At 33.0% G+C, this 22,687-nt stretch carries 25 protein-coding genes and 1 tRNA gene; 14 read left to right on the plus strand and 12 right to left on the minus strand.

Annotated features, from left to right (window positions below):
• The 5 genes from ACOYLT_RS04085 to ACOYLT_RS04105 form a co-directional block, all read right to left on the minus strand.
• On the minus strand, positions 1-803 hold an 803-nt coding region (locus tag ACOYLT_RS04085), incomplete at its 3' end, for a methylmalonyl-CoA mutase family protein (RefSeq protein ID WP_422852576.1).
• A 1-nt stretch (position 804) separates the two neighbouring features.
• Entirely contained in the window at positions 805-2,163 is a 1,359-nt protein-coding gene (locus ACOYLT_RS04090) for a methylmalonyl-CoA mutase subunit beta (protein WP_422852577.1), read from the minus strand.
• A gap of 21 nt (positions 2,164-2,184) precedes the next feature.
• Entirely contained in the window at positions 2,185-2,526 is a 342-nt protein-coding gene (locus ACOYLT_RS04095; RefSeq protein WP_422852578.1) for an FtsB family cell division protein, read from the minus strand.
• Between the two features lie 4 nt (positions 2,527-2,530).
• Positions 2,531-3,139: a uridine kinase gene (udk, locus tag ACOYLT_RS04100; protein WP_422852579.1), complete on the minus strand. Its 609-nt coding sequence runs from the start codon at positions 3,137-3,139 to the stop codon at positions 2,531-2,533.
• Between the two features lie 118 nt (positions 3,140-3,257).
• Positions 3,258-3,332, minus strand: a tRNA-Pro gene (locus ACOYLT_RS04105).
• Positions 3,333-3,477: 145 nt separating this feature from the next.
• Here ACOYLT_RS04105 and trxB point away from each other — a divergent pair.
• Positions 3,478-4,425: a thioredoxin-disulfide reductase gene (gene trxB / locus ACOYLT_RS04110; protein WP_422852580.1), complete on the plus strand. Its 948-nt coding sequence runs from the start codon at positions 3,478-3,480 to the stop codon at positions 4,423-4,425.
• A 51-nt stretch (positions 4,426-4,476) separates the two neighbouring features.
• Here trxB and ACOYLT_RS04115 read toward each other — a convergent pair whose 3' ends face one another.
• Positions 4,477-5,313 (minus strand): GIN domain-containing protein, encoded by an 837-nt coding sequence (locus ACOYLT_RS04115; RefSeq protein ID WP_422852581.1) that lies wholly within the window; start codon positions 5,311-5,313, stop codon positions 4,477-4,479.
• Between the two features lie 253 nt (positions 5,314-5,566).
• On the opposite strand from ACOYLT_RS04115, the gene ACOYLT_RS04120 reads away from it, so the two are divergent.
• The 6 genes from ACOYLT_RS04120 to ACOYLT_RS04145 all read left to right on the plus strand — a co-directional run bounded on the left by ACOYLT_RS04120 (position 5,567) and on the right by ACOYLT_RS04145 (position 11,433).
• A complete protein-coding gene (locus tag ACOYLT_RS04120; RefSeq protein ID WP_422852582.1) occupies positions 5,567-6,022 on the plus strand; it encodes a DUF4442 domain-containing protein in 456 nt (151 codons plus the stop codon).
• Between the two features lie 73 nt (positions 6,023-6,095).
• The gene (locus ACOYLT_RS04125; protein WP_422852583.1) at positions 6,096-7,001 is read left to right on the plus strand and encodes a TIGR01777 family oxidoreductase; all 906 of its coding nucleotides are present in this window, start codon (positions 6,096-6,098) and stop codon (positions 6,999-7,001) included.
• A 286-nt stretch (positions 7,002-7,287) separates the two neighbouring features.
• The gene (locus tag ACOYLT_RS04130) at positions 7,288-7,857 is read left to right on the plus strand and encodes a nucleotide exchange factor GrpE (protein ID WP_422852584.1); all 570 of its coding nucleotides are present in this window, start codon (positions 7,288-7,290) and stop codon (positions 7,855-7,857) included.
• Between the two features lie 8 nt (positions 7,858-7,865).
• Positions 7,866-8,984: a molecular chaperone DnaJ gene (gene dnaJ, locus ACOYLT_RS04135; protein ID WP_422852585.1), complete on the plus strand. Its 1,119-nt coding sequence runs from the start codon at positions 7,866-7,868 to the stop codon at positions 8,982-8,984.
• A 147-nt stretch (positions 8,985-9,131) separates the two neighbouring features.
• Complete coding sequence (locus tag ACOYLT_RS04140) at positions 9,132-10,055, plus strand: ABC transporter ATP-binding protein (protein WP_422852586.1); 924 nt, start codon at positions 9,132-9,134, stop codon at positions 10,053-10,055.
• Positions 10,056-10,128: 73 nt separating this feature from the next.
• Complete coding sequence (locus ACOYLT_RS04145; RefSeq protein WP_422852587.1) at positions 10,129-11,433, plus strand: ABC transporter permease; 1,305 nt, start codon at positions 10,129-10,131, stop codon at positions 11,431-11,433.
• 35 nt (positions 11,434-11,468) lie between these two features.
• Here ACOYLT_RS04145 and ACOYLT_RS04150 read toward each other — a convergent pair whose 3' ends face one another.
• Positions 11,469-12,896, minus strand: coding sequence for an L-serine ammonia-lyase (locus ACOYLT_RS04150; RefSeq protein WP_422852588.1), 1,428 nt, complete (start codon positions 12,894-12,896; stop codon positions 11,469-11,471).
• Positions 12,897-13,080: 184 nt separating this feature from the next.
• Positions 13,081-14,226, minus strand: coding sequence for a C1 family peptidase (locus ACOYLT_RS04155; protein WP_422852589.1), 1,146 nt, complete (start codon positions 14,224-14,226; stop codon positions 13,081-13,083).
• Positions 14,227-14,351: 125 nt separating this feature from the next.
• Between ACOYLT_RS04155 and ACOYLT_RS04160 the strand changes: the two genes are divergently transcribed.
• From ACOYLT_RS04160 to ACOYLT_RS04175, 4 genes are all read left to right on the plus strand, one after another.
• Positions 14,352-15,191 (plus strand): 1,4-dihydroxy-2-naphthoyl-CoA synthase, encoded by an 840-nt coding sequence (locus ACOYLT_RS04160; protein ID WP_422852590.1) that lies wholly within the window; start codon positions 14,352-14,354, stop codon positions 15,189-15,191.
• Between the two features lie 84 nt (positions 15,192-15,275).
• Positions 15,276-16,199, plus strand: a complete 924-nt coding sequence (gene menA / locus ACOYLT_RS04165) for a 1,4-dihydroxy-2-naphthoate octaprenyltransferase (RefSeq protein WP_422852591.1) — start codon at positions 15,276-15,278, stop codon at positions 16,197-16,199.
• A gap of 12 nt (positions 16,200-16,211) precedes the next feature.
• Positions 16,212-16,889: a metal-dependent hydrolase gene (locus ACOYLT_RS04170; protein WP_422852592.1), complete on the plus strand. Its 678-nt coding sequence runs from the start codon at positions 16,212-16,214 to the stop codon at positions 16,887-16,889.
• A 3-nt stretch (positions 16,890-16,892) separates the two neighbouring features.
• The gene (locus tag ACOYLT_RS04175) at positions 16,893-17,927 is read left to right on the plus strand and encodes an o-succinylbenzoate synthase (RefSeq protein WP_422852593.1); all 1,035 of its coding nucleotides are present in this window, start codon (positions 16,893-16,895) and stop codon (positions 17,925-17,927) included.
• Positions 17,928-18,003: 76 nt separating this feature from the next.
• Here the strand turns inward: ACOYLT_RS04175 and ACOYLT_RS04180 are convergent, their stop codons facing one another.
• The 4 genes from ACOYLT_RS04180 to ACOYLT_RS04195 form a co-directional block, all read right to left on the minus strand.
• Positions 18,004-18,864 (minus strand): hypothetical protein, encoded by an 861-nt coding sequence (locus tag ACOYLT_RS04180; protein WP_422852594.1) that lies wholly within the window; start codon positions 18,862-18,864, stop codon positions 18,004-18,006.
• A 10-nt stretch (positions 18,865-18,874) separates the two neighbouring features.
• Complete coding sequence (gene kdsA, locus ACOYLT_RS04185; protein ID WP_422852595.1) at positions 18,875-19,693, minus strand: 3-deoxy-8-phosphooctulonate synthase; 819 nt, start codon at positions 19,691-19,693, stop codon at positions 18,875-18,877.
• Positions 19,694-19,760: 67 nt separating this feature from the next.
• The gene (locus ACOYLT_RS04190; protein WP_422852596.1) at positions 19,761-20,219 is read right to left on the minus strand and encodes a 2-dehydro-3-deoxyphosphooctonate aldolase; all 459 of its coding nucleotides are present in this window, start codon (positions 20,217-20,219) and stop codon (positions 19,761-19,763) included.
• Between the two features lie 37 nt (positions 20,220-20,256).
• A complete protein-coding gene (locus tag ACOYLT_RS04195) occupies positions 20,257-20,739 on the minus strand; it encodes a DUF4199 domain-containing protein (protein WP_422852597.1) in 483 nt (160 codons plus the stop codon).
• Between the two features lie 95 nt (positions 20,740-20,834).
• Here ACOYLT_RS04195 and ACOYLT_RS04200 point away from each other — a divergent pair, with 95 nt between their 5' ends.
• From ACOYLT_RS04200 to ACOYLT_RS04210, 3 genes are all read left to right on the plus strand, one after another.
• Positions 20,835-21,392, plus strand: a complete 558-nt coding sequence (locus tag ACOYLT_RS04200) for a YeeE/YedE family protein (RefSeq protein ID WP_422852598.1) — start codon at positions 20,835-20,837, stop codon at positions 21,390-21,392.
• Between the two features lie 3 nt (positions 21,393-21,395).
• Positions 21,396-21,809 (plus strand): DUF6691 family protein, encoded by a 414-nt coding sequence (locus ACOYLT_RS04205; protein ID WP_422852599.1) that lies wholly within the window; start codon positions 21,396-21,398, stop codon positions 21,807-21,809.
• 210 nt (positions 21,810-22,019) lie between these two features.
• Positions 22,020-22,526 carry a GNAT family N-acetyltransferase gene (locus tag ACOYLT_RS04210; protein WP_422852600.1) on the plus strand — a complete coding sequence of 169 codons (507 nt, stop codon included), beginning with the start codon at positions 22,020-22,022 and terminating at the stop codon, positions 22,524-22,526.
• The last annotated feature ends 161 nt before the right edge of the window (positions 22,527-22,687 follow it).

The raw sequence follows: 22,687 nt of genomic DNA on the forward strand, positions 1-22,687 counted from the left end.
GCAAACTCATCGATTTTCATTCCGGTGGCTAATCCGGTTCGGATATATTCTATACCATCGGCAAGTGTATAAGCTAATTCTATATCTGCCGTTGCTCCCGCTTCTTGCATGTGGTATCCTGAAATAGAGATAGAATTAAACTTGGGCATTTTCTTGCTAGTATATTCAAAAATATCTGCAATGATTTTCATGGATGGTGAAGGAGGATATATGTAAGTATTTCGAACCATAAACTCCTTTAAGATATCATTTTGAATGGTTCCCGAAAGTTGTTCAGGTGTAACGCCTTGTTCTTCGGCAGCTACTATATAAAAGGCCATTATTGGTAAAACAGCACCATTCATAGTCATTGAAACCGACATTTCTCCTAATGGAATTTGGTCGAAGAGAATTTTCATATCTTCTACTGAATCTATCGCTACACCGGCTTTTCCTACATCACCAAAAACGCGTTCATGGTCAGAATCATAACCTCTATGGGTAGCTAGATCAAAGGCAACTGAAAGTCCTTTTTGTCCGGCAGCTAGGTTTCTTCTATAAAAAGCATTACTATCTTCTGCTGTAGAGAAACCAGCATATTGCCGTATTGTCCAAGGGCGGCGCACATACATAGTAGTATAAGGACCACGAAGGTTAGGAGCAAAGCCGGCCCCGAAACCTATGTGTTCTAAATTTTCTATATCTTTTTCTGTATAGAAAGGTTTAAGATTAATATTTTCGGCGGTTTGAAATAATTCCGAGTTCCGAGTTTCAGGTTCCGGGTTTCGAGTTTGTAATTTAATATTTTGGATGTTTTTTCTCATTTTATTCTTCTTGAGATAAACGTTCTTGTTCCATTTTTTCGGCTATTCTTTTTTCAATTATCGGAATGATTAATGTTTTGCGGGGTTTTTGTTTTACAAATGGATATAATTCCAAGTCGTGTTTCATTTTGTCATTTTTATTAGGATACTTGTTGGTTCCCACTAAAACCTCTTTCCCATCATTAAATAGTTCTTGTTCTTTAATAGCACTTTCTTGAATTTTTTTCTGAATAGTTCCTTCTATTAATTGTTTGATAAAACCGCCATTGGCTTCAATGTCTTTAAAAAGTAAAAGTGCTTTTTCGGCCAACTGTTCTGTTAGATTTTCAATATAATATGCACCGTCAGCAGGATTGTTTACTTTATCAAAATAACTTTCATTTTTTAAAATCAAAAGTTGATTTCTAGCAATTCTTTCACCAAATTCATTGTCTTTGTGGTATAAACTGTCATAAGGAAGATTAGCTATTGTATTGGCTCCGCCTATAATTGCCGACATGCATTCAGTAGTAGTTCGTAACATATTAATGTTGTAATCATAAACTGTTTTATTTCTTTTTGTTGGGGTTGCAATAATGTGACAATCAATAGAATGATTATAAGCTGAAGCTAAAGTATTGAATAATAAGCGCATAGCTCTTAACTTGGCTATTTCAAAGAAATAATTTGTCCCAACTGCAACTTCAATAGTTATTGGTTGATTAATTGAAGAAATTCTATTGAAATATTCATTTACATGCGCTACAGTAAAAGCTAATTGTTGTACCATATTACCGCCAGCATTTTGATAAATTTCACTAGCAATAGTAAGGAAAGGATTGTTAGTCTTTTCAGAAATATAGTTTAATTTTTCAAAATCTTTTTCGAGATTTTGAAACCAATTTCCATCTTTACACAATTGACCGATTGGATCAATTTGGATGACTATATTAGCTTTGCTTTTTGTTGTGAACGCACTTATTTTGTTTACGAAATCGATTGAAAGGAAAGGCAAATAAAAAAAATACTGTGTTTTTTCGATAGGTAAATTTTGCATTAACTCTTCAATAGAAACTTTCTCATTTTCAATAGTAAAACGAATACTTTCTGCGCCACGGTTTAAGACAGTTATTGCTCTTTTATTTGATAGGGTAATATCGTGGACAAAAATATTTTGCAGTATTTTAAATGCATTAGGTGTATTGATTGAATACTTACTTTTAAATTCATCATTATGATAAAAAGGCTTAACTTTTATTCCTTCTGGAGATTCCCAAACTAGAGTTTCATTATAATCTACTCCATTAAGTTCATATTGTATTTGTTGTTTCCATTGCTTAGAAGAAACACTTTCAAACTCATTTAACAATTCTTCAGCCATAATTTTGTTTTATAAATAATTTTATTTTGACTGTTCTTCTTTAACGGTATCGTCTTCAAATTCAATGAGGTAAATATCTTCACTATTGCGCTTCATATAGTATTTTTCACGAGCATACTTTTCAATTTGGTCTGGATTTTTTAATAATTTGATGTTTTTTTCATCTTTTTTTATCTCGTCCTGATAATATTTTTTGTTATCTTCTAGTTCATTTAATTGTTTGTTAAGAACGCTATGTTCAATATAAGATGTATTGTCCAAAAAAACCATCCAAATAACAAAAAAAACTGTTACAATAACATATCTGTTCCCTAATATTTTAAGTATTGGGTAAGCATCTGTCAAGTTTTTAAAGTAATTCATAAATTTAAGTGATTCTTTGGTTTATTACAGCTCTCACAACATCAATGGCAACTGTATTGTATTTATCATTTGGAATTATAATATCTGCAAAAGCTTTAGTTGGTTCAATAAACTGCTCGTGCATAGGTTTTAATGTGGTTTGATATCTGTTTAAAACTTCTTCTATATCACGGCCACGTTCTGCAATGTCTCTCTTTAATCTTCTGATTAAGCGCTCGTCTGAATCAGCATGTACAAATATTTTTACATCAAATAAATCACGAAGTTCAGGATTTGTTAAAATTAAAATCCCTTCAACTATCATCACCTTTCTTGGATGTGTTATTACGGTATCATCAGTTCTATTATGAGTCACAAAAGAATATACAGGCTGTTCAATTGTATTGCCGTCTTTTAATTCTTTGAGATGTTGTACCAAAAGATTAAAATCAATTGCTCTTGGATGATCAAAATTAACTAAAGCTCTTTCTTCAAAACTTAAATTATTATTTACCTTGTAATAGGAATCTTGAGATAATACGCCCACTTCGGTTTCGGGTAATTCATTCATAATTTGATGAACAACAGTCGTTTTCCCACTTCCTGTTCCTCCAGCAATTCCAATAATGAGCATAATAATTGTTTTAGTTTTTATACCCAACAAAAATAGAAATTATATCGGAAGAGAATTTTATTTTTCAAGAAATATTCCATAAAAAAATCCTCTCTGAATACTACAGAAAGGATTTTTGTCGGGGTGGCAGGATTCGAACCTGCGGCCTCCTGCTCCCAAAGCAGGCGCGATAACCGGGCTACGCTACACCCCGAATTCTCATTAAAATGGAGTGCAAATATAACTCTATTATTTATTATTCAACAAATAAAGAAAATTATTTTTTTATAGTAATTTCTAGTTTATTGAAATAATTTTTTTCATTTTAATGAGTTATCTTTGCAACCAAAATTAAAATTATGTCAGATACAATTGAAAAAGTAAAATGCTTAATTATAGGTTCTGGTCCTGCGGGTTACACTGCAGCAATTTATGCCGCTAGGGCTAATATGAATCCTGTTTTATATCAAGGAACACAACCTGGTGGGCAATTAACCACAACAAATGAAGTAGAAAATTGGCCTGGAAATCCTGAAGGAATAACTGGACCAGAAATGATGGTTGGTATCCAAGCTCAAGCGCAACGTTTTGGGACGGATGTACGCGATGGTTGGGCTACTAAAGTTGATTTTTCGGAAAAAATACATAAAGTTTGGATTAATGATACTAAAGAAATTCATGCAGAAACGGTTATTATTTCTACAGGTGCTTCTGCAAAATATTTAGGAATACCCTCAGAGCAACATTATTTGCAAACTGGAGGTGGAGTATCGGCTTGTGCTGTTTGCGATGGTTTCTTTTATAGAAATCAAGAGGTGGTAATTGTCGGCGCAGGTGATTCAGCTTGTGAAGAAGCGCATTATCTTTCTAAGTTATGCACCAAAGTTACAATGCTCGTTCGAAGTGAAAAGTTCAGAGCTTCTAAAATTATGGAAGCTCGTGTACGCAAAACAGAAAATATAACTATTTTAATGAATCACGACACGGTTGAGGTTCTTGGCGATGGTCAAGTCGTTACTGCTGTTAAAGCAAAAAATAAAACTACTGGAGTTATTTTTGATATTCCAGCTACTGGTTTCTTTGTGGCTATTGGTCACAAACCGAATACGGATATTTTTAAAGATTATCTAAAGCTTGATGAAACAGGTTATATTCTAAATATACCAGGAACTTCAAAAACTAATATTACAGGAGTTTTTGTTGCAGGTGATGCTGCAGACCATGTTTATCGTCAAGCGATAACTGCTGCTGGAACAGGTTGTATGGCAGCACTTGATGCAGAACGTTATTTAGCTTCATTAGAGTAATTTAGTTTGATTTTAAGAAAAAAAAATCCCGATAATTCGGGAATTTTTATTTTATTTCATTTGCTTTTTCGTTAAAGCAGCACTATCTATGAAACGTTTCATTTCTATCTTGGTCGGTGCACCATATAGTTCTATCTCGCTATTTCCTGAAGCATCAATAGTAATAATGTTGTTCACAATTATATTGCTTTTTGAATAACCACTAGTTTCTAATATAGCATTTTTAGTAGTTAATTTATTTCCAGTAAAATCAGTATTGTTATCTAATCGAAGTTTTAAATTAACAATATCTCCTTCTATTTCTGCAGACGATTTTTGATACATATCAAATTTTGTATCAGTAGATGAAATAAATGCTTTCAAAAAGCCACTTTTGCTCAAATCAATTGCTGTTTTATCTGATTTTAAGTTTAATTCAACTTTTGCCTTATCATTTATCATTAACGTAAAATCCTTAGTCTTCGCATTGATAAATAATTTGGAATAATCATAACTCTTGAATGTAATGTTGTCTAAAACCAAATCGGATAAAGAAGTTATATTAGTCTCGTTTTTTGCAATTACCATGTTAAACTTATCTGTGTAGATAATTCGAACACTTAACTTTTTAAAACTCGTAATATCCCTAGAAGTTGAAATTCTTAAATTATTTCCAGCTAATTTATAATCAATAAATTCGATTAAATTATCATCGGCTTCAATCTCGAGACCACATTCGCTTCCTTTGACTAAAAACACTTCTATATTATCTTCTACTTCAATGCTCTCAAAACTTTCCACTTGTTTTTGTTCTAGTTTTACAATTTTGGAACCTTTTATTTTTTCTTTTTTTTGTCCAAAAGTTATTGAAGAAATGATAAGGAAACTAAGAATAATAATTTTTTTCATAAATACTTGAAATTATTGTTTTTACTTCGTACTGTTCGACCAAAAGGTCTCGTGTGTCAAAAATAGAAAAAAAAACAACCCAATTTTCATTGAGATGTTTTATTAATTTTTCTTTTGAATCACTTCCGTCTGAACTTTCTTCTTTTACAACAGTTTTGGGTTGTTTACTGTGTTTATATGTTGTATTTAACAATTAATAAATTACAGACTTCATCATTGTTTTTTTGTATTTTTATAGAAAAATAAAGTGCTAATGGAAATTTCTCCTTCAAAACTGAATACTTTTTTATTTTTTAAACTGCCTTCTGCTTTTTGGTCAGGTGTTAGAGTTCAGGCAATTTCTAGCGAACAATGTATAGTGACAGTGAAACATCGTTGGTTCAATCAAAATCCGTTTAAGTCTATTTATTTCGCTGTTCAAGCCATGGCTGCAGAGTTAACTTCAGGTGCTTTGGTAATGATGCAAATCAAAAAAAGTAAAAGAAATATCTCCATGCTGGTTGCAAATAATAACGGAAATTTTTCCAAAAAAGCAACAGGAAGAATAACATTTACTTGCAATGATGGTCATTTAATTCAAGATGCTATCCAAAAAACAATAGCAACAGGAGAAGGTCAAACCATTTGGATGAAGTCTATTGGAAAAAATGAAAAAGGAGAACAAGTTTCTGAACTAAATTTTGAATGGAGCATTAAATTAAAACCTTAGCAAAAGTTAAACACATTATAATTAGGTTTTATTTGTGCGGTTTTGATTGTAACTTTGATGAAAATTTATCGGAATGAAAATTTTAATTACAGGAGCAACAGGATTGATAGGTAGTGAGTTAGTGAAATTGTTATTAGCAAAAAATCATACAGTTCATTATTTAACAACATCAAAAGAAAAGATTAAGGATGATTCTAACTTTATTGGTTTTTATTGGAATCCTTTACAAGGTAAAATAGACGAGAATTGTATTTATGGTGTTGATGTTATTGTTCACCTAGCTGGAGCTAATATTGCAAAGCGATGGACAGATTCTTATAAACAAGAAATAATAGAAAGTAGAACATTATCTAGTGAACTGCTTTTTAATCTTGTGAAGAAAACACCAAATCATATAAAACAAATTATATCAGCATCAGGAACTGCTATTTATCCAGAAAGTTTTTCGAAAGTTTATTCCGAGACTACTTCAGATTCTGAAGACAGTTTTCTTTCTAATGTTGTTAAGAAATGGGAAGAAAGTGTCAACGTATTTCAAGTTTTAGGCATAAAAGTTTGCAAACTAAGAACTGGAATTGTGCTTTCAAACGCCGCAGGTGCCTTGCCAGAAATGGTTAAACCTATAAAGTTTGGTTTTGGAGCAGCAATGGGTTCAGGGAAACAAATACAATCCTGGATACACATTACAGATTTAGTTGCCATGTATTATTTCGCAATAGAACATCAATTAGAAGGTGTTTATAATGCAGTTTCTCCAAATCCAGTAAGCAACTTAGAGTTGACAAAAGTAATTGCCAAAACTATAAATAAACCATTATGGTTGCCCAATGTACCAGAGTTTTTAATGAAACTTATATTAGGAGAAATGTCATATCTGCTTTTTTCAAGTAAAAACATAAGTGCTCAAAAAATTTCTACAACTGGTTTTCAGTTTCAATTCCCTAAAATTGAAAAGGCAATATCTAATTTATATTCATAAAAAAAGTGCTGATAATAGTACCAGCACTTTTTTTCTATAAAGATTGTTGAATTAATAATTTTTACAGTTGTAAACTAACCTTAACTAATATTGTTTTGGTTTTATAATTACAAATTTAATTAAAACGAAAATGTGATACTCTTAAATTTTTATTAAATTTTGGTTAAATAATTTTATTCGTTTCAAGTCCTTGAATTTCTAAAGTCTTTTATTTAGCAACAAAATATAATGACAATTTGACATTTTTTTAAGAAATGGCAGTACTTTTGCAATCCAATGAAATAAAATGAAAATCAAGAATATTTTTAAAAATAAATCAGAAATGAACACTGAAAACACAGATCAAGAGCCAATTGATAGCGAAATAGAAAACGAAGTTAATGAATTAGAAGCAGCAGAAGAATTAACTGTTGAAGCCAAGTTAGAAGAAGATTTGGCCAGAGAAAAAGATAAATTCCTTCGATTGTTTGCAGAATTTGAAAATTTCAAAAAACGAACCGCCAAAGAACGTATTGATTTGTTTAGAACTGCCAATCAGGAAGTTTTGCAAGCTATGTTGCCAGTGATGGATGATTTTGACAGAGCAATGATTCAAATTTCAAAATCAGAAGATGAGGTATTGTTAAAAGGTGTAGAATTGATTTATGAAAAATTAAAAAGCACCCTTATTGCCAAAGGTTTAGAAGAAGTCGATATTAAACCTGGTGACGTTTTTGATGCTGATTTTGCCGAGGCAATAACTCAAATTCCAGCACCAAGTGATGATTTGAAAGGTAAAATTGTAGATGTAATTGAGAAAGGATATAAACTGGGCGAGAAAATTATTCGTTTCCCAAAAGTTGTAATTGGACAATAATAGGTATTATGAGCAAAAAAGTTGATTTTTACGAAATATTAGGCGTTTCCAAAAGCGCTTCTCCTGAAGAAATTAAAAAAGCATACAGAAAAAAAGCAATTGAATTTCACCCTGATAAAAACCCTGGAAACAAAGAAGCCGAAGAAAATTTCAAAACAGCTGCTGAAGCTTATGAAGTATTGAGCGATGCTGATAAAAAGGCAAAATATGATCAATATGGTCATGCTGCTTTTGACGGTGCAGGAGGCTATGGCGGAGGTAATCACATGAATATGGATGACATTTTCAGTCAGTTTGGAGATATTTTTGGAGGTGCTTTTGGTGGAGGTTTTGGCGGAGGTTTTGGTGGCGGACAGCGCAGAGTAAAAGGAAGTAATCTTCGTATTAAAGTAAAATTGACTTTAGAAGAAATTGCCAACGGTGTTGAAAAGAAAGTAAAAGTAAAACGTAAAATACAAGCCGCAGGAGTAAAATATAAAACCTGCTCCACTTGTAATGGTCAAGGTCAAGTATTACGTGTTACCAATACTATTTTGGGTAGAATGCAATCGGCTTCAGCTTGTCATGTTTGTGGTGGTTCTGGACAAACTATTGAGAGTAAACCAAACAATGCCGATGCGCAGGGAATGATTTTGGAAGACGAAACAGTTTCTATCAAAATTCCAGCTGGTGTAGTTGATGGTATGCAATTAAAAGTTTCTGGAAAAGGAAATGACGCTCCAGGAAACGGAATAGCCGGTGACTTAATAGTAGCTATTGAAGAACTAGACCATGAATTCTTAAAGCGTGAAGGAGAAAATCTTCATTATGACTTATATATAAGTATAGCCGAAGCTGTTTTGGGAGTTTCTAAAGAAATAGAAGCGGTGAATGGAAAGGTTAGAATAAAACTTGAAGAAGGTATTCAGTCTGGTAAAATTTTACGTCTTAAAGGCAAAGGGATTCCGAGTTTAAATAGCTATGGCAGCGGAGATTTATTAGTTCATATAAATGTATGGACTCCAAAGACTTTAACAAAAGAACAACGTCAATTTTTCGAAAACTCTTTGACAGATGAAAATTTTATTCCTCATCCAGAAAAAGGTGATAAATCTTTTTTTGAAAAAGTAAAAGATATGTTTTCATAATTTTTTACATTTAGTTATTACTTGATAACAAGTATTTTTTTTATAGCAACTTTCCCCATCCTTTTACGAATAATTCGGGTGGGTTTTTTTGTTTTATTTAACATTCAAATGCTATCAAATAGTTATTTTTACACAAATTAATAAAGTATGAGTAATATACTTGAAGTAAACAAAGTCGTTAAGCAATATGGTGATTACACCGCGCTAAATGAAGTTTCTTTAACCGTTCCAAAAGGCAGTATTTATGGACTTCTTGGGCCAAATGGCGCTGGTAAAACTTCTTTAATTCGTATTATCAATCAAATTACGATGCCTGATAGTGGTGAAATAATTCTTGATGGCGAAAAACTAAATCCTTCTCATGTTCAATCCATTGGATATATGCCAGAGGAACGTGGTTTGTATAAAACCATGAAAGTAGGAGAGCAGTGCTTATATCTAGCTCAGTTAAAAGGATTGACTAAAACTGAGGCAAAACACGAACTTGATTATTGGTTCACACGTCTTGAAATTCAGGGTTGGTGGAACAAGAAAATTAATGAGTTATCAAAAGGAATGGCGCAAAAAGTTCAATTTATTGTTACTGTTTTACACAAACCAAAGTTGCTAATTCTTGACGAACCTTTCTCTGGTTTTGACCCAGTAAATGCCAACTTAATTAAAGACGAAATCATCGAATTGAACAAGAATGGAACCTCTGTTATTTTTTCAACGCATAGAATGGAAAGTGTTGAAGAAATGTGCGATTATATAGCATTAATTCACAAATCTAATAAACTCATAGAAGGTAAGTTGTCTGATGTAAAGAAACATTTTAGAACCAACGATTATGAAGTGGGAATTTTAACGGATAATGTAGAAGGCTTGATGTTTGACTTATCTCAAAAATTTACTTTGTCTCAAACCAATTTTAAATCATTACAAGATGAATTAAAACTTAAAATTAATATAGGAAATTCAACTCCAAATGAATTATTAAATTCCTTATTGAACTTTGGTCAAGTAACTCATTTTGTTGAAAAAATTCCAAGTGTAAATAATATTTTTATACAAACTGTAACTGAGAAATAATTAAGAAATTAGGATTTTGAGATTAAGGATTTTTAATTCCTAATTCCTATATCCTTAATCGTAAATAAAAAGTATGAGTAAAATAGGTCTAATCATCAAAAGAGAATTTGTGGCCAAAGTGCGCAACAAATCATTTATTGTAATGACTTTTTTAAGTCCATTATTGTTTGTAGGTATTGCCGTTTTTGTGGGGTATTTAAGCAGTATGAAAGCCGATAAAAAAACTATTGCTATCCATGATGGAACAGGAATATTTGCTAAAGAATTCAAAAGCGATGTAGAATATAATTACCTCGATTTGTCAAATGTTGCTATTACAATTTTAAAAGATAGTATCGTTAGTGAAAACTACGAAGGACTTTTAATAATCCCAAAAGTAAACGATAATAAAGCACTCGAAAATCAAATTCAATACATTTCAAATGATAGCCCAAGCGTTTCTTTTATTGAAGATGTTCAAGATATTATTAGTCATAAATTAACTCAAGAAAATTATATCAAATCTGGCTTAGATACTTTGGCTATCAAAAATGCTAATGCTGTGGTTGATATCAAACTCTCCAAAGCATCAGGCGAAGCAGCGCTCAAAGGATTAAATGAAATCAAAATCGCCATTGGTGGTGCTTTTGGGTATTTAATAATGATGTTTATAATAATTTATGGTAATATGGTGATGCGAAGCGTTATTGAAGAAAAAGTATCTCGTATTATTGAAGTTATTATTTCTTCGGTAAAACCTTTCCAGTTGATGATGGGTAAAATTATCGGAACTTCACTGGCAGGAATTCTTCAGTTCATGATTTGGGCAATATTAGGTTTATCAGCTATGTTGGTGCTATCAACTATATTTGGCGTACATGTGGGAGCCACTGCTGGCATCGAAGGGCAAGCCATTCAAACGGCTCAAAGCCAAATGGGTGATACGATGCAGCTTTATATTGCTGAATTGTGGAACTTGCCTATTGCCACAATTCTCATTTCTTTCATTATTTATTTCATTGGTGGCTACTTCTTGTATAGTTCATTCTATGCATCCATAGGAGCTGCGGTTGACAATGAAACGGATTCACAACAATTCTTGTTGCCTATTATTATGCCTTTGATATTGGGAGTTTATATTGGTTTTTTTACCGTGATGAATGATCCACACGGGACAATTGCTACTGTATTTTCTATGATACCATTAACATCACCAATTGTAATGATGATGCGAATTCCTTTTGGGGTACCCTTATGGCAAATTATTGTTTCAATAATATTACTTTTCGGAACGTTCTTTGGGGTTGTTTGGTTTGCCGCTAAGATTTATCGTGTAGGGATTCTAATGTATGGCAAAAAACCAACTTGGAAAGAACTCTACAAATGGTCTAAATACTAAGCGATAAGAAGAAAGGCTAGTTTATTTTTTGAATTCTAACAATCTGTCATATTTACTGCTACAGCCAATCCTCCTTCGGAAGTTTCTTTGTATTTAGAGTTCATGTCTTTGGCCGTTTGCCACATGGTGTCTATGACTTTATCCAAAGGCACTTTGGCATTCTTAGCATCGGTTTCCATAGCGAGTTCTGCGGCGTTTATCGCTTTGATAGCGCCCATCGTATTGCGTTCTATACACGGTATTTGCACCAAACCACCAATAGGGTCACAAGTCAGTCCTAAATGATGTTCCATGGCTATTTCTGCAGCCATCAAAACTTGGTCGGGTGTGCCACCCATTACTTCACACAAAGCTCCTGCCGCCATAGCTGAGGAAACGCCAATCTCTGCCTGACAACCACCCATAGCCGCTGATATAGTGGAACCTTGTTTGAAAATACTGCCTATTTGGCCAGCTACCATCAAGAATTGTTTGATGTGTTTTTCGTTGGCATCATGATTTTCAATTACTAAATAGTACATCAATACGGCTGGTATTACGCCAGCACTTCCATTTGTAGGAGCAGTAACTACTCTTCCTAGAGCCGCATTCACTTCATTAGTAGCCAAAGCAAAACAAGAAACCCATTTCAGGATTTGTCTAAACTTTACTTCGGTTTTGCGGATGCTTTCCAACCATTCTTGCGGCGTGTTATAATTAGCCAAACCTATTAAACCTTGATGCATGTCAAAAGCACGACGTCTCACATTTAATCCACCGGGCAGTATCCCTTCAGAATGACATCCAATATACATACACTCGAGCATGGTATGCCAAATACGTATCAATTCACTATGCACTTCCACTTCTGGACGCATCGATATTTCATTGGCATAAACAATCTCCGAAACAGATTTTTTTTGAGTTATAGTATACTTAAGCAATTCTTCAGCGTTTTGAATAGGAAAGGGGAACGCACATTTGATTTGGTGTTTCTTTTTGGCATTAATACGTTCTTCTTTTACCACAAATCCTCCACCAATAGAATAAAAAGTACTAGTATAATTTTTACCATTATTCAAATGTGCGGTGAATGTCATTCCATTAGCATGAAACGGAAGAAAATTTTTATTAAAAAGAATGGCTTTCTCTGCATCAAAAGGAATACTATACTGATTGGCTAGTTTTATTTCGTTGTTTCTTTTAATCGATTGTACTATAATGTCAATGTATTGAACAGGAATATATTCTGGGTCTTGTCCACTCAAGCCAAGCATAATGGCATAGTCTGTAGCATGCCCTTTTCCTGTTAAAGATAAAGAACCATATAAATCTATGCTGAGGTTTTTTACATGGTGTAAAAGGTCTTCATCTTTCAGTTCGTTCAGGAAACGTTCTGCGGCGCGCCATGGACCGAGAGTATGAGAGCTTGAGGGACCAACACCAATCTTGAGCATGTCAAAAACAGAGATGCATTCTTCCATTTACTATATCGATTTAGTTCCAACAAATGTAGACAAGAATTGTGAATTATAGAGTGCCAATTTTTTTTAAAAATAAACTTCGCTAACGTTCCGTTACTTCTCGTCAGTTGCGAACTTCGGTACTTTTTATTTTATCTAATTCGTTTTCTGCATGATTTGACCAAACAATTTGCAACCAGTTGTATTATAAACCTAAAGCTATTTTAGTTTTTTTAGTCAAACCATCTTTATGCACCATCACAGATATGGCTTTCAAACGAACATACGCCACGCTGATATACATGAAACCATCTTTCCCTGATTGTGTGCCCCAAGAGTTTTTTACTTTGTAATAGGCATTGCCTTTTTGGTCCACTACTTTTCCTGTGATATGCATTAAGTGGTCGTCTTGTGTATTATAATTTTCAAATTCAGCTTGACGGTAGCTAGCAGAAATCTTTTTCTCTGGTCTGATTTCTGTTAAAATAGCTGTAGCATCACTTTTATTTTCAGGAACCACAGCTATACCATATTCCCCCGAAAAAGTACTTTCACTTACATCAGTATCTAGTGATAATGTAAAACCTTTATCTAATGCATTATCAATATTTTGTATAAATTCATCTAAAGATAAATTATACATACTTCCATTAGCAAAATTATCTGGAATACTCAAAATAAATGGAGTATAAAAAGGATGATTAGTGAATGAAGTGATCGTCACATAGTCATCCAAATTGAGTTTAGTGATGCCTAAAAATTGTATAGGAGTAAGTCGCTTATCACCAGTTACGGTTTTAGAGTCAATAATAGTATTGGGTGATACTAACAAAGAGTTTTCGTCAAACTTACCCATATAGGTATCCAGTATAGCGGCATAATCTTTTTTCCAATTAGGATACTTTTTAGGAGTTTCAGCCACTGCTTTTTTAACTACTGCTTCTAGTTCTCCAACCATTTTAGTGTGATTAAAATTCATTTCAGGATTAGTTTTGCCAATAAAATTGGTTTCAGGAACAATACCATACTTGCGAGCACTATTAATCACATCGTGACTCAAACCGCCTTCACCAAACTGGGCTTTTCCTTGACGCATCACATAATTTTCTGCTTTGTCAAGATAGGTATTGCGCACATTATACATTTCCGAAAGGTCGATTTTTATGCCTGTCAAACGAATAATTTCAGCTTCTAAGAACGAAGTAGTAGAAAAGCTCCAGCACGTGCCTGTTTGCCCTTGAGAGATAACTGGGGTAGCTTGAATATCCTTTATCGTTTGAAATTCATAAGGTTGTGAAAACCCTAGCAGGCCTACTAGCAGTATTAAAAAGGTGAAATAAGATTTATTCATAAGTATTCTGTTGAGTTTTAGAATTTGAGTTAAAAATGATTTATTTTTACGCTAAAATAATGCAATTCTTTTGTTGCACTGTATTTTTAACGAAAAAATAATAAATCGCACTAAAACCTTTGTTTATGAGCAGAATAGAATGGCAAACCGCTAAAGTGTTTGAAGATATAACCTATAAAAAATGCAATGGCGTAGCCCGAATTGCTTTCAACAGACCTGATGTTCGCAATGCATTTCGTCCAAAAACAACAGCAGAATTATTACAGGCCTTTCAGGATGCACAAGAAGACACTTCCATAGGCGTAGTGTTGCTTTCTGCCGAAGGGCCAAGTGCTAATGATGGGGTTTATTCTTTTTGCAGTGGCGGCGATCAAAAAGCCAGAGGACAACAAGGATACATAGGCGATGATGGGTATCACCGATTGAATATTTTAGACGTACAGCGTTTAATTCGTTTTATGCCAAAAGCCGTTATAGCAGTGGTTCCCGGCTGGGCAGTTGGTGGCGGTCATAGTTTGCATGTCGTTTGCGATTTGACATTAGCCAGTAAAGAACACGCTATATTTAAACAAACCGATGCCGATGTAACAAGTTTTGATGGTGGCTATGGTTCGGCTTATTTGGCAAAAATGGTAGGGCAGAAGAAAGCCAGAGAGATATTCTTCTTAGGCAGAAATTATAATGCACAAGAAGCTTTTGAGATGGGAATGGTTAATGCTGTTATTCCGCATGATGCACTAGAAGATACTGCCTATGAATGGGCACAAGAGATATTAGCCAAATCGCCAACGTCTATTAAAATGCTAAAATTCGCTATGAATTTAACCGATGATGGCATGGTGGGTCAACAAGTATTTGCAGGCGAAGCTACACGATTGGCCTACATGACCGAAGAAGCCAAAGAAGGAAGAGATGCTTTCTTAGAAAAACGCAAGCCTAATTTTGAAAAGAAATGGTTGCCGTAAAAAAAGTGTTCAGTAATCAATTTTGAGTTTATAGTAATTATTGAACAACTTTATACCCTTAAATTTTTTAACAAATTTCAAAAAATGAAACATTGGATTGAAGCCGCAAGATTGAGGACACTACCCCTTTCCGTTTCGGGAATAATTGTGGGAAGTTTTTATGCTATGTCACAGGCTATATTTAACTGGAAGATAGTGGTTTTTGCTTTATTAACTACATTAGGACTTCAAATACTTTCTAACTTTGCCAATGACTATGGTGATGGGGTAAAAGGAACTGATAACGAAGACAGAGTAGGTCCGAAACGGGCTATTCAAAGCGGAATTATTACACCTCAATCTATGAAAAAGGCAATTGTATTAACGTCATTAATCACCTTGTCTTTCGCTGTTTTGTTAATCTATTTTGCTTTTAAGGAAAGCTATCTGCTGTACTCTTTCCTGTTTTTGATTTTAGGAATTTTGGCCATTGCCTCTGCTATCAGGTACACCATTGGTAAAGGTGCTTATGGGTACAGAGGTTTTGGCGATTTGTTTGTCTTTATTTTTTTTGGATTGGTCAGTACATTTGGTGTCTATTTCATGTTTTCTAAAACTTTTGATGGGTTGTTATTGTTACCAGCTATAGCTATAGGATTTTTGAGCGTAGGCGTATTGAACTTAAACAACATGCGCGATGAAGAAAGCGATAGAAAGTCTGGCAAAAATACTGTAGTAGTTAAAAATGGTGGCGCTTGGGCAAAGAAATACCATTTCTTTTTAGTTATTTCGGCTATGGTATTGATGTTGGTTTTTGCCTATTTGAATGAATTTCATTTTGATCAATATATTTTTGTTGTGGCTTATTTTCCATTGGCTAGTCATTTGATGACGGTATATAGAAACAAAAACCCCAAGCTATTAGACCCAGAATTAAAGAAATTAGCCATAAGTACCTTTTTGTTATCAATACTTATGGCATTGAGTTTGATTTTTTTTATTTCAGATATCATTGTAAATTATATTTAATTAAATACACCCATGAAAATCACATTCTACGGACACGCAAGTTTAGGTATTGAAGTAAACGGTAAACACATCATTATTGACCCATTTATTACTGGAAATCCTAAAGCTTCTACTATTGATATTAATAGCTTAAAAGCAGATTATATTCTTTTAACTCATGCTCATCAAGACCATACACTGGATGTTGAAATTATTGCGAAGAATACTAATGCAGTAATTGTTTCTAATTATGAAATCGCTTCTTATTATGGGAATAAAGGATTTCAACACCATCCTATGAACCACGGCGGAAGTTGGCAATTTGATTTTGGGAAGGTGAAATATGTTGCTGCCGTACACTCTAGTTCTTTTCCTGATGGAACGTATGGAGGAAATCCGGGTGGCTTTGTAATAGAAGGCGAACACAAAAACATCTATATTTCTGGTGATACAGCGCTGACAATGGATATGAAGCTCATTCCTATGCGCACTAAGCTAGACTTAGCTGTATTTCCAATCGGAAACAACTTTACTATGGATGTAGATGATGCAATTATAGCCGCTGATTTTGTTGATTGCGATAAAATACGGGGTTGTCATTATGATACCTTCGGAATTATTGTGATTAATCATGAAGAAGCTAAAAAGAAGTTTTTTGATGTAGGAAAAGATTTAATGCTCCTGGAAATAGGAGAGAGTATTTCGCTTTAAAGAATGATAGCAAAATACTTCAAATACCAACTCCATTTTAAACAACCTTCCGGTACTTCTAGAGGTGTGCTTACAGATAAAGAAACTTGGTTTATCCTACTCGAAGAAAACGGCAAAAAAGGAATAGGAGAGTGTGGTATTCTTCGTGGACTTTCTGCAGACGACAGACCCGATTATGAAGAAAAGCTAAAATGGGCTTGTGATAACATCCATCTTGGCGAACAAAAACTTTGGGAACAATTAATCGAATTTCCTTCCATTCAATTCGGAATTGAAATGGCTTTTCAGTCTTTGAAAAGCGAAAATCCGTTTGTTTTATTTCCATCAAAATTTACTACTGGTGAAAAATCTATTCTAATAAATGGTTTAGTTTGGATGGGTGATGAGGTATTTATGAAACAGCAAATTGAGGAGAAAATTGCTCAGGGTTTCACTTGTATAAAATTGAAGATAGGCGCCATCGATTTTGAGAAAGAATTGGAATTATTGCGTTTTATTCGTCAAAATTTTGATGAGAAAACTATTGAAATTAGAGTTGATGCTAATGGCGCTTTTAATGAAAATGAAGCTTTATATAAAATTAATCAAATAACTGGTTTTAAATTACATAGCATAGAGCAACCAATACAAAAAAATCATACTGACATGATGTCAGTTTTGTGTAAAAGCACCAATTTGCCTATTGCTTTGGACGAAGAACTAATTGGTGTATTTTCGTTGGCAGATAAAGAACAATTGTTGCAAAAAATTAGACCACAATACATCATTTTGAAACCAAGTTTTGTGGGTGGATTTCGTGGCACTTTGGAATGGATTTCGATTGCTAAAAAAATGAATATAGGTTGGTGGATTACTTCTGCATTAGAAAGTAATGTGGGTTTGAATGCCATAGCCCAATTTACTTATTTACAAAATAATCCGATGCCACAAGGATTAGGAACAGGAAGCTTGTATACTAATAATTTTGATTGCCCATTAGAAGTATCACAGGGACAACTTTGGTATAGAAAGCAATTGGATTGGAAATTTATTATTTAAAGTAACATAAAATCAGGCTACTTCACCTAATAAGTTAATAGTGGTAAATACTTTAAGGCAATTTAACTATGATATATTATAGTTTAAATATTCCTCCAAAAGCGATTATCCTTTGAAGAAAAAAAAAATGTTGAGAAGCCTTGTCTGATGGACTGTTAGTAGTTCTAATATCATCCATATTAATATAGCCACCTTTTAATTCTGTTTCAACAAAAAAGTATTTGAAAAAAGTAAAATTCAATCCTACTTTGGCAGAAATACCAAAACCTGAAACATGAAAATCATCGTGTCTTTCTTTGCCTAATAAAGTTGCATTGGTTTTTGGATATAAAATTCCAGCTCCAACTCCTTCTAAAAGATTTACTTGAAATTTGTCTGTATTTCTAATTCCAAAGAGTTTTGATGCATCATCAACACGACACAATTCTGTATTGATATAATTCAATCCATCTGTATGTTCAAATTTAAGAAAGCTACCATCTGTCATGTTTATAGTATGATTTCCCGAAGGCAAATAAACTCCAGCATAATCAGGATATGAATTCCCTATAACTCCAGCAATTTCAACATTTTGATTTTGAATCATTACATATTTCATGTGGTCAACTCCTATAGAAATATTATAATGGTCATTGATAAAATAACCTATTCTAAAGTTTGTTTGCGGAATAGTCATTCTTCCCGGATTTATATAATCAATACTCCACCCTTTTGGTCTGTCATTTGCCATAACATCATATAGAGTGAAATCATAATCTGGCCCTCTAAAATGAATATCCGATTTTGAATAACTTTCACGATTTCCTCCCCAATATATATACATTTTTCCTTTATTGTGAGCCGTATACTTAGCTGGAGAATCTATTTTTTCTTGGGCCACTATTGTTTGGGCTAGGGTACAAAAAGTTATTATTGTAAATAGAGTTATTTTTTTCAAAAGGATAAAATTAAAATTGATTAATAGTTTTTCTAATAGCAACTAATCGTGACATTAACCCTTCGAAATAGTCCAAATGAAGCATATTTGCTCCATCACTTTTGGCATTAGCTGGGTCAAAATGTGTTTCAATAAAGATGCCGTCAACACCAACAGCAATTCCTGCTTTTGCGATGGTTTCTATCATGTCGGGTCTTCCTCCAGTTACTCCTGTAGTTTGATTTGGTTGCTGTAAAGAATGGGTTACATCAAGTACTGTTGTTGCAAAATGTTGCATGGTTGGAATACCACGAAAATCAACAATCATATCTTGATAACCAAACATTGTTCCCCTATCGGTAACCATTATATTTTCGTTTTGACAGTCTAAAACTTTTTGAACAGCATGTTTCATACTTTCAGGACTCATAAATTGTCCTTTTTTGAGATTTACTACTTTTCCAGTAGTAGCTGCTGCCACAACCAAATCAGTTTGTCGTACTAAAAAAGCTGGAATTTGCAATACATCTACATATTGAGCAGCCATGGCAGCATCTTCATTAGTATGTATATCGGTTACTGTAGGAATATGAAAAGTTTGTGAAACTTTTCTAAGAATTTTCAAAGCTTTTTCATCTCCAATCCCTGAAAAACTATCAATTCTTGAGCGATTAGCTTTTTTAAAAGAACCTTTGAAAACGTATGGTATTTCTAATTTATCTGTAATTGAAACTAATTTTTCCGCAATTCTCATTGCCATTTCTTCGCTTTCAATAGCACATGGACCCGCAAGTACAAAGAAATTTCCACTATCAGTGTTCTTGATTTGTGGAATGGATTTTATATTCATATAATTTTCGATTTAAAAACCGCTAAGTTATGAATTATTTGAATAACGAATAAAGATATTTTTTTAGTTATTTTTTTAAAGAAAGCCCAATTGGTACTAATAAATATCCTTTTTCATAAATATTTAAATAAAGTTTTATAGTATTGATTTGTCCTTCCCATCTCAATTCATAAATATCCAAAAATCCGCCACCCATTTCATTTTTTTTGGTTGGAAAAGGACAACAGCTTTCCAGTTTGTTAAAAGTTATTTTTTCTCCATTTGGCCCTGCTAATGCTTTAAGAAATCTTTCAGCGTTGAGGTTTTCGTCTTTTGAATTTTTATAAAATACATTAATAGGATAATCTGGATCATAACCATATTTTTTATCCTTGCTATAAGCTGTTAAAATAAAGGTGTTTTCTTTTGATAATGAAGGTATTGGAGCATTGTCATCAACGTTTTTTAGTGTAGATTTAGTACTAATACACGATGTAAAAAAAGTTAGTAATACTATTGAAAAGGAAAATTTGATTATTTTTTTCATGATAAACCATTTTTTAATGTCTGTTACAATAACTATGCTAAACTTTTTTTGTTTTTAAGAAAAGAGAAATGATGGCGCCTGTAGTAATTCCTTTTGATAAACTTTCAAAGAAGCTTTCAAGTATATAAGTTTTTAAATTGAAATATGTTCTGGCATTTTCATAAGTCATATACTTATGTCTTAGTTTGTATTCAATAATATGCTCAAAAAAATGGGGAGTGATACTTTTATAAATTACAAATTGTGCCATAGGCATCAAAAGTGCAATAAAAATAGACAAGACTATACCACTAACAAATCCTTGTGTCCAAGTCATTTTGCCATTATAAAAGTTTTTTTTCTTCTCCTTTAAGGCTTGAAAGAAAAATAAAATAGCTGGAAAAACGAAAAGATTAGTATACACTGCATAATCTTCAATATATTGATCATGAAGTCCAATAAGTTTTTCGCCAATTGCCCATGCTAATGTCAATAATATAAAGCGAAATGTCCATTTAATTTCTATAGAAAAGTTTTTCATTTTACTATTTAATTTGTGTTCAAAAATACTTTTTTTCAATAAATAGAAGTGCTACATAAGCCTTAAAAATGCTATTTTTGTAAAAAATAATGACAATGGAAAGTATTACACACACATGGCACTGGGCTATTTCCGGGTTTTTAATTGGAATGATAATGCTATCGCTTAATTATTTCGGAAAAGTTTTTGGAATGTCGTCTAATTTGCGTTCGCTTTGTTCCATGACAGGCATTGGAAAAAAAGTATCTTTTTTTGATTGGGATTGGAAATCTCAACGTTGGAATTTGGTAGTGGTTTTGGGTGCAATGATAGGAGGTTATCTTGCGGTTCATTTTTTAAGTCATATTTCTAATGTAAGTTTAAATCCAAAAACAATTGAACAGTTAACCTCAATGGGAATTGATTCTCCAAATGGTAAATTATTGCCAGATACTCTTTTTGGCAACGAAATATTTCATTCAGTAAAAATGATTTTTATTTTAATTATAGGAGGAATTCTAATCGGATTTGGTTCGCGTTATGCTGGTGGATGTACTTCTGGTCATGCTATTTCTGGCATGAGTAATTTGCAATTACCATCACTGAAAGCCGTGATAGGTTTTTTTATTGGTGGATTAGTTATGGCTCATTTTATTTTACCTTTACTATTTTAACCCATGAATTTAATAAAATATTTAATCGTAGGTTTTGTTTTTGGAATAGTTTTAACCAAAGCAGAAGCCGTTTCTTGGTTCAGAATTTATGAAATGTTTCAGTTTCAATCCTTCCATATGTATGGTATAATTATGACAGCTATTGCTACAGGATTAATCGGTATTCAAATTATAAAAAGGAATAAACTCAAAGATATTGATGGCAATCCAATTTATATTCAAGATAAAGAAAAAGGTAATGCTCGCTATTGGATAGGTGGGACTCTTTTTGGATTAGGTTGGGCAATGGTTGGAGCCTGTCCAGGGCCTATATTTATTCTATTAGGTTCAGGTTTTTTGAGCGTTGGTTTAATTTTGATTGGAGCAATTTTCGGTACGTTTTTATATGGCGTTTTTAAAGATAAATTACCTCACTAGAGAAGCTATATATTTTCATAGTTTAATTGAACTTTAGAAGACAATAAATACCATCGGTAATAGTACCTTCCTATAAAATGTGTTTTCCTTTTTTATGGTAAAGTATATTTTGGATTCTGCCATTTTTAGTAATCTCATATTTGCCAAATCCTTTAAAAGGAATAAACCGCTTTGCTTCATGTAGTAAAACCGAAATATTATTTTTAACAAATGAATTACAAATTCAGACAAGCATACCAAGAGGATATACCTATGGTTTGGACTATTTTGCAGCATGCAATACTCCGACGTAAAAATGAAGGGAGTAATCAGTGGCAAGACGGCTATCCCAATGAATCAATAGTAATACAAGATATAATAAAAGGTATTGGTTACGTTTTGACTCTCGAAGGAATTATAGTAGGATATTGTGCCATATTATTTAATGATGAACCCGAATATGATAAAATAGTAGGGCAGTGGTTAACCAATGGTGATTTTATTGTTTTTCATCGTGTTGCTATAGCTGAGGGCTATTTAAGAAAAGGATTGGCTCAGATGCTATTAGGTTTTATAGAAGCATTGGCACGAAAACAAAATATTCCCAGTCTAAAAGCCGATACCAATTTTGACAATGCGGCCATGCTAGCTCTTTTTGCAAAGCTAGGCTATACTTATTGTGGTGAAGTTTATTTTAGAGGGAGTCCTAGAAAAGCGTTTGAAAAGGTTTTGATTTAATTCCTAATTAGAATTAATGAGCAGAAATTGTAATTTCATTATATAGAAATTATAAGATTAATTTGAAAAACAAAAAAACCTTCAAATTATATTGAAGGTTTTCTTCGCGGAGAAAGAGGGATTTGTACAACACTCTTTAGGCCTTTATTTATAAGGTACTT

The organism is Flavobacterium sp., from assembly GCF_049318185.1.
Classification (GTDB): Bacteria; Bacteroidota; Bacteroidia; order Flavobacteriales; family Flavobacteriaceae; genus Flavobacterium.

Bases quoted from the DNA above. Each gene is read 5' to 3' on its own strand.
- menA (WP_422852591.1), top strand. From the start codon at position 15,276: ATGAAACATTGGATTGAAGCCGCAAGATTGAGGACACTACCCCTTTCC.
- ACOYLT_RS04195 (WP_422852597.1), bottom strand. From the start codon at position 20,739: ATGAAAAACTTTTCTATAGAAATTAAATGGACATTTCGCTTTATATTA.
- ACOYLT_RS04160 (WP_422852590.1), top strand. From the start codon at position 14,352: ATGAGCAGAATAGAATGGCAAACCGCTAAAGTGTTTGAAGATATAACC.
- ACOYLT_RS04205 (WP_422852599.1), top strand. From the start codon at position 21,396: ATGAATTTAATAAAATATTTAATCGTAGGTTTTGTTTTTGGAATAGTT.
- ACOYLT_RS04190 (WP_422852596.1), bottom strand. From the start codon at position 20,219: ATGAAAAAAATAATCAAATTTTCCTTTTCAATAGTATTACTAACTTTT.
- ACOYLT_RS04155 (WP_422852589.1), bottom strand. From the start codon at position 14,226: ATGAATAAATCTTATTTCACCTTTTTAATACTGCTAGTAGGCCTGCTA.
- ACOYLT_RS04090 (WP_422852577.1), bottom strand. From the start codon at position 2,163: ATGGCTGAAGAATTGTTAAATGAGTTTGAAAGTGTTTCTTCTAAGCAA.
- ACOYLT_RS04130 (WP_422852584.1), top strand. From the start codon at position 7,288: ATGAAAATCAAGAATATTTTTAAAAATAAATCAGAAATGAACACTGAA.
- ACOYLT_RS04175 (WP_422852593.1), top strand. From the start codon at position 16,893: ATGATAGCAAAATACTTCAAATACCAACTCCATTTTAAACAACCTTCC.
- dnaJ (WP_422852585.1), top strand. From the start codon at position 7,866: ATGAGCAAAAAAGTTGATTTTTACGAAATATTAGGCGTTTCCAAAAGC.
- ACOYLT_RS04145 (WP_422852587.1), top strand. From the start codon at position 10,129: ATGAGTAAAATAGGTCTAATCATCAAAAGAGAATTTGTGGCCAAAGTG.
- kdsA (WP_422852595.1), bottom strand. From the start codon at position 19,693: ATGAATATAAAATCCATTCCACAAATCAAGAACACTGATAGTGGAAAT.
- ACOYLT_RS04210 (WP_422852600.1), top strand. From the start codon at position 22,020: ATGAATTACAAATTCAGACAAGCATACCAAGAGGATATACCTATGGTT.
- ACOYLT_RS04115 (WP_422852581.1), bottom strand. From the start codon at position 5,313: ATGAAAAAAATTATTATTCTTAGTTTCCTTATCATTTCTTCAATAACT.
- trxB (WP_422852580.1), top strand. From the start codon at position 3,478: ATGTCAGATACAATTGAAAAAGTAAAATGCTTAATTATAGGTTCTGGT.
- ACOYLT_RS04120 (WP_422852582.1), top strand. From the start codon at position 5,567: ATGGAAATTTCTCCTTCAAAACTGAATACTTTTTTATTTTTTAAACTG.
- ACOYLT_RS04200 (WP_422852598.1), top strand. From the start codon at position 20,835: ATGGAAAGTATTACACACACATGGCACTGGGCTATTTCCGGGTTTTTA.
- ACOYLT_RS04150 (WP_422852588.1), bottom strand. From the start codon at position 12,896: ATGGAAGAATGCATCTCTGTTTTTGACATGCTCAAGATTGGTGTTGGT.
- ACOYLT_RS04170 (WP_422852592.1), top strand. From the start codon at position 16,212: ATGAAAATCACATTCTACGGACACGCAAGTTTAGGTATTGAAGTAAAC.
- ACOYLT_RS04125 (WP_422852583.1), top strand. From the start codon at position 6,096: ATGAAAATTTTAATTACAGGAGCAACAGGATTGATAGGTAGTGAGTTA.
- ACOYLT_RS04095 (WP_422852578.1), bottom strand. From the start codon at position 2,526: ATGAATTACTTTAAAAACTTGACAGATGCTTACCCAATACTTAAAATA.
- udk (WP_422852579.1), bottom strand. From the start codon at position 3,139: ATGCTCATTATTGGAATTGCTGGAGGAACAGGAAGTGGGAAAACGACT.
- ACOYLT_RS04140 (WP_422852586.1), top strand. From the start codon at position 9,132: ATGAGTAATATACTTGAAGTAAACAAAGTCGTTAAGCAATATGGTGAT.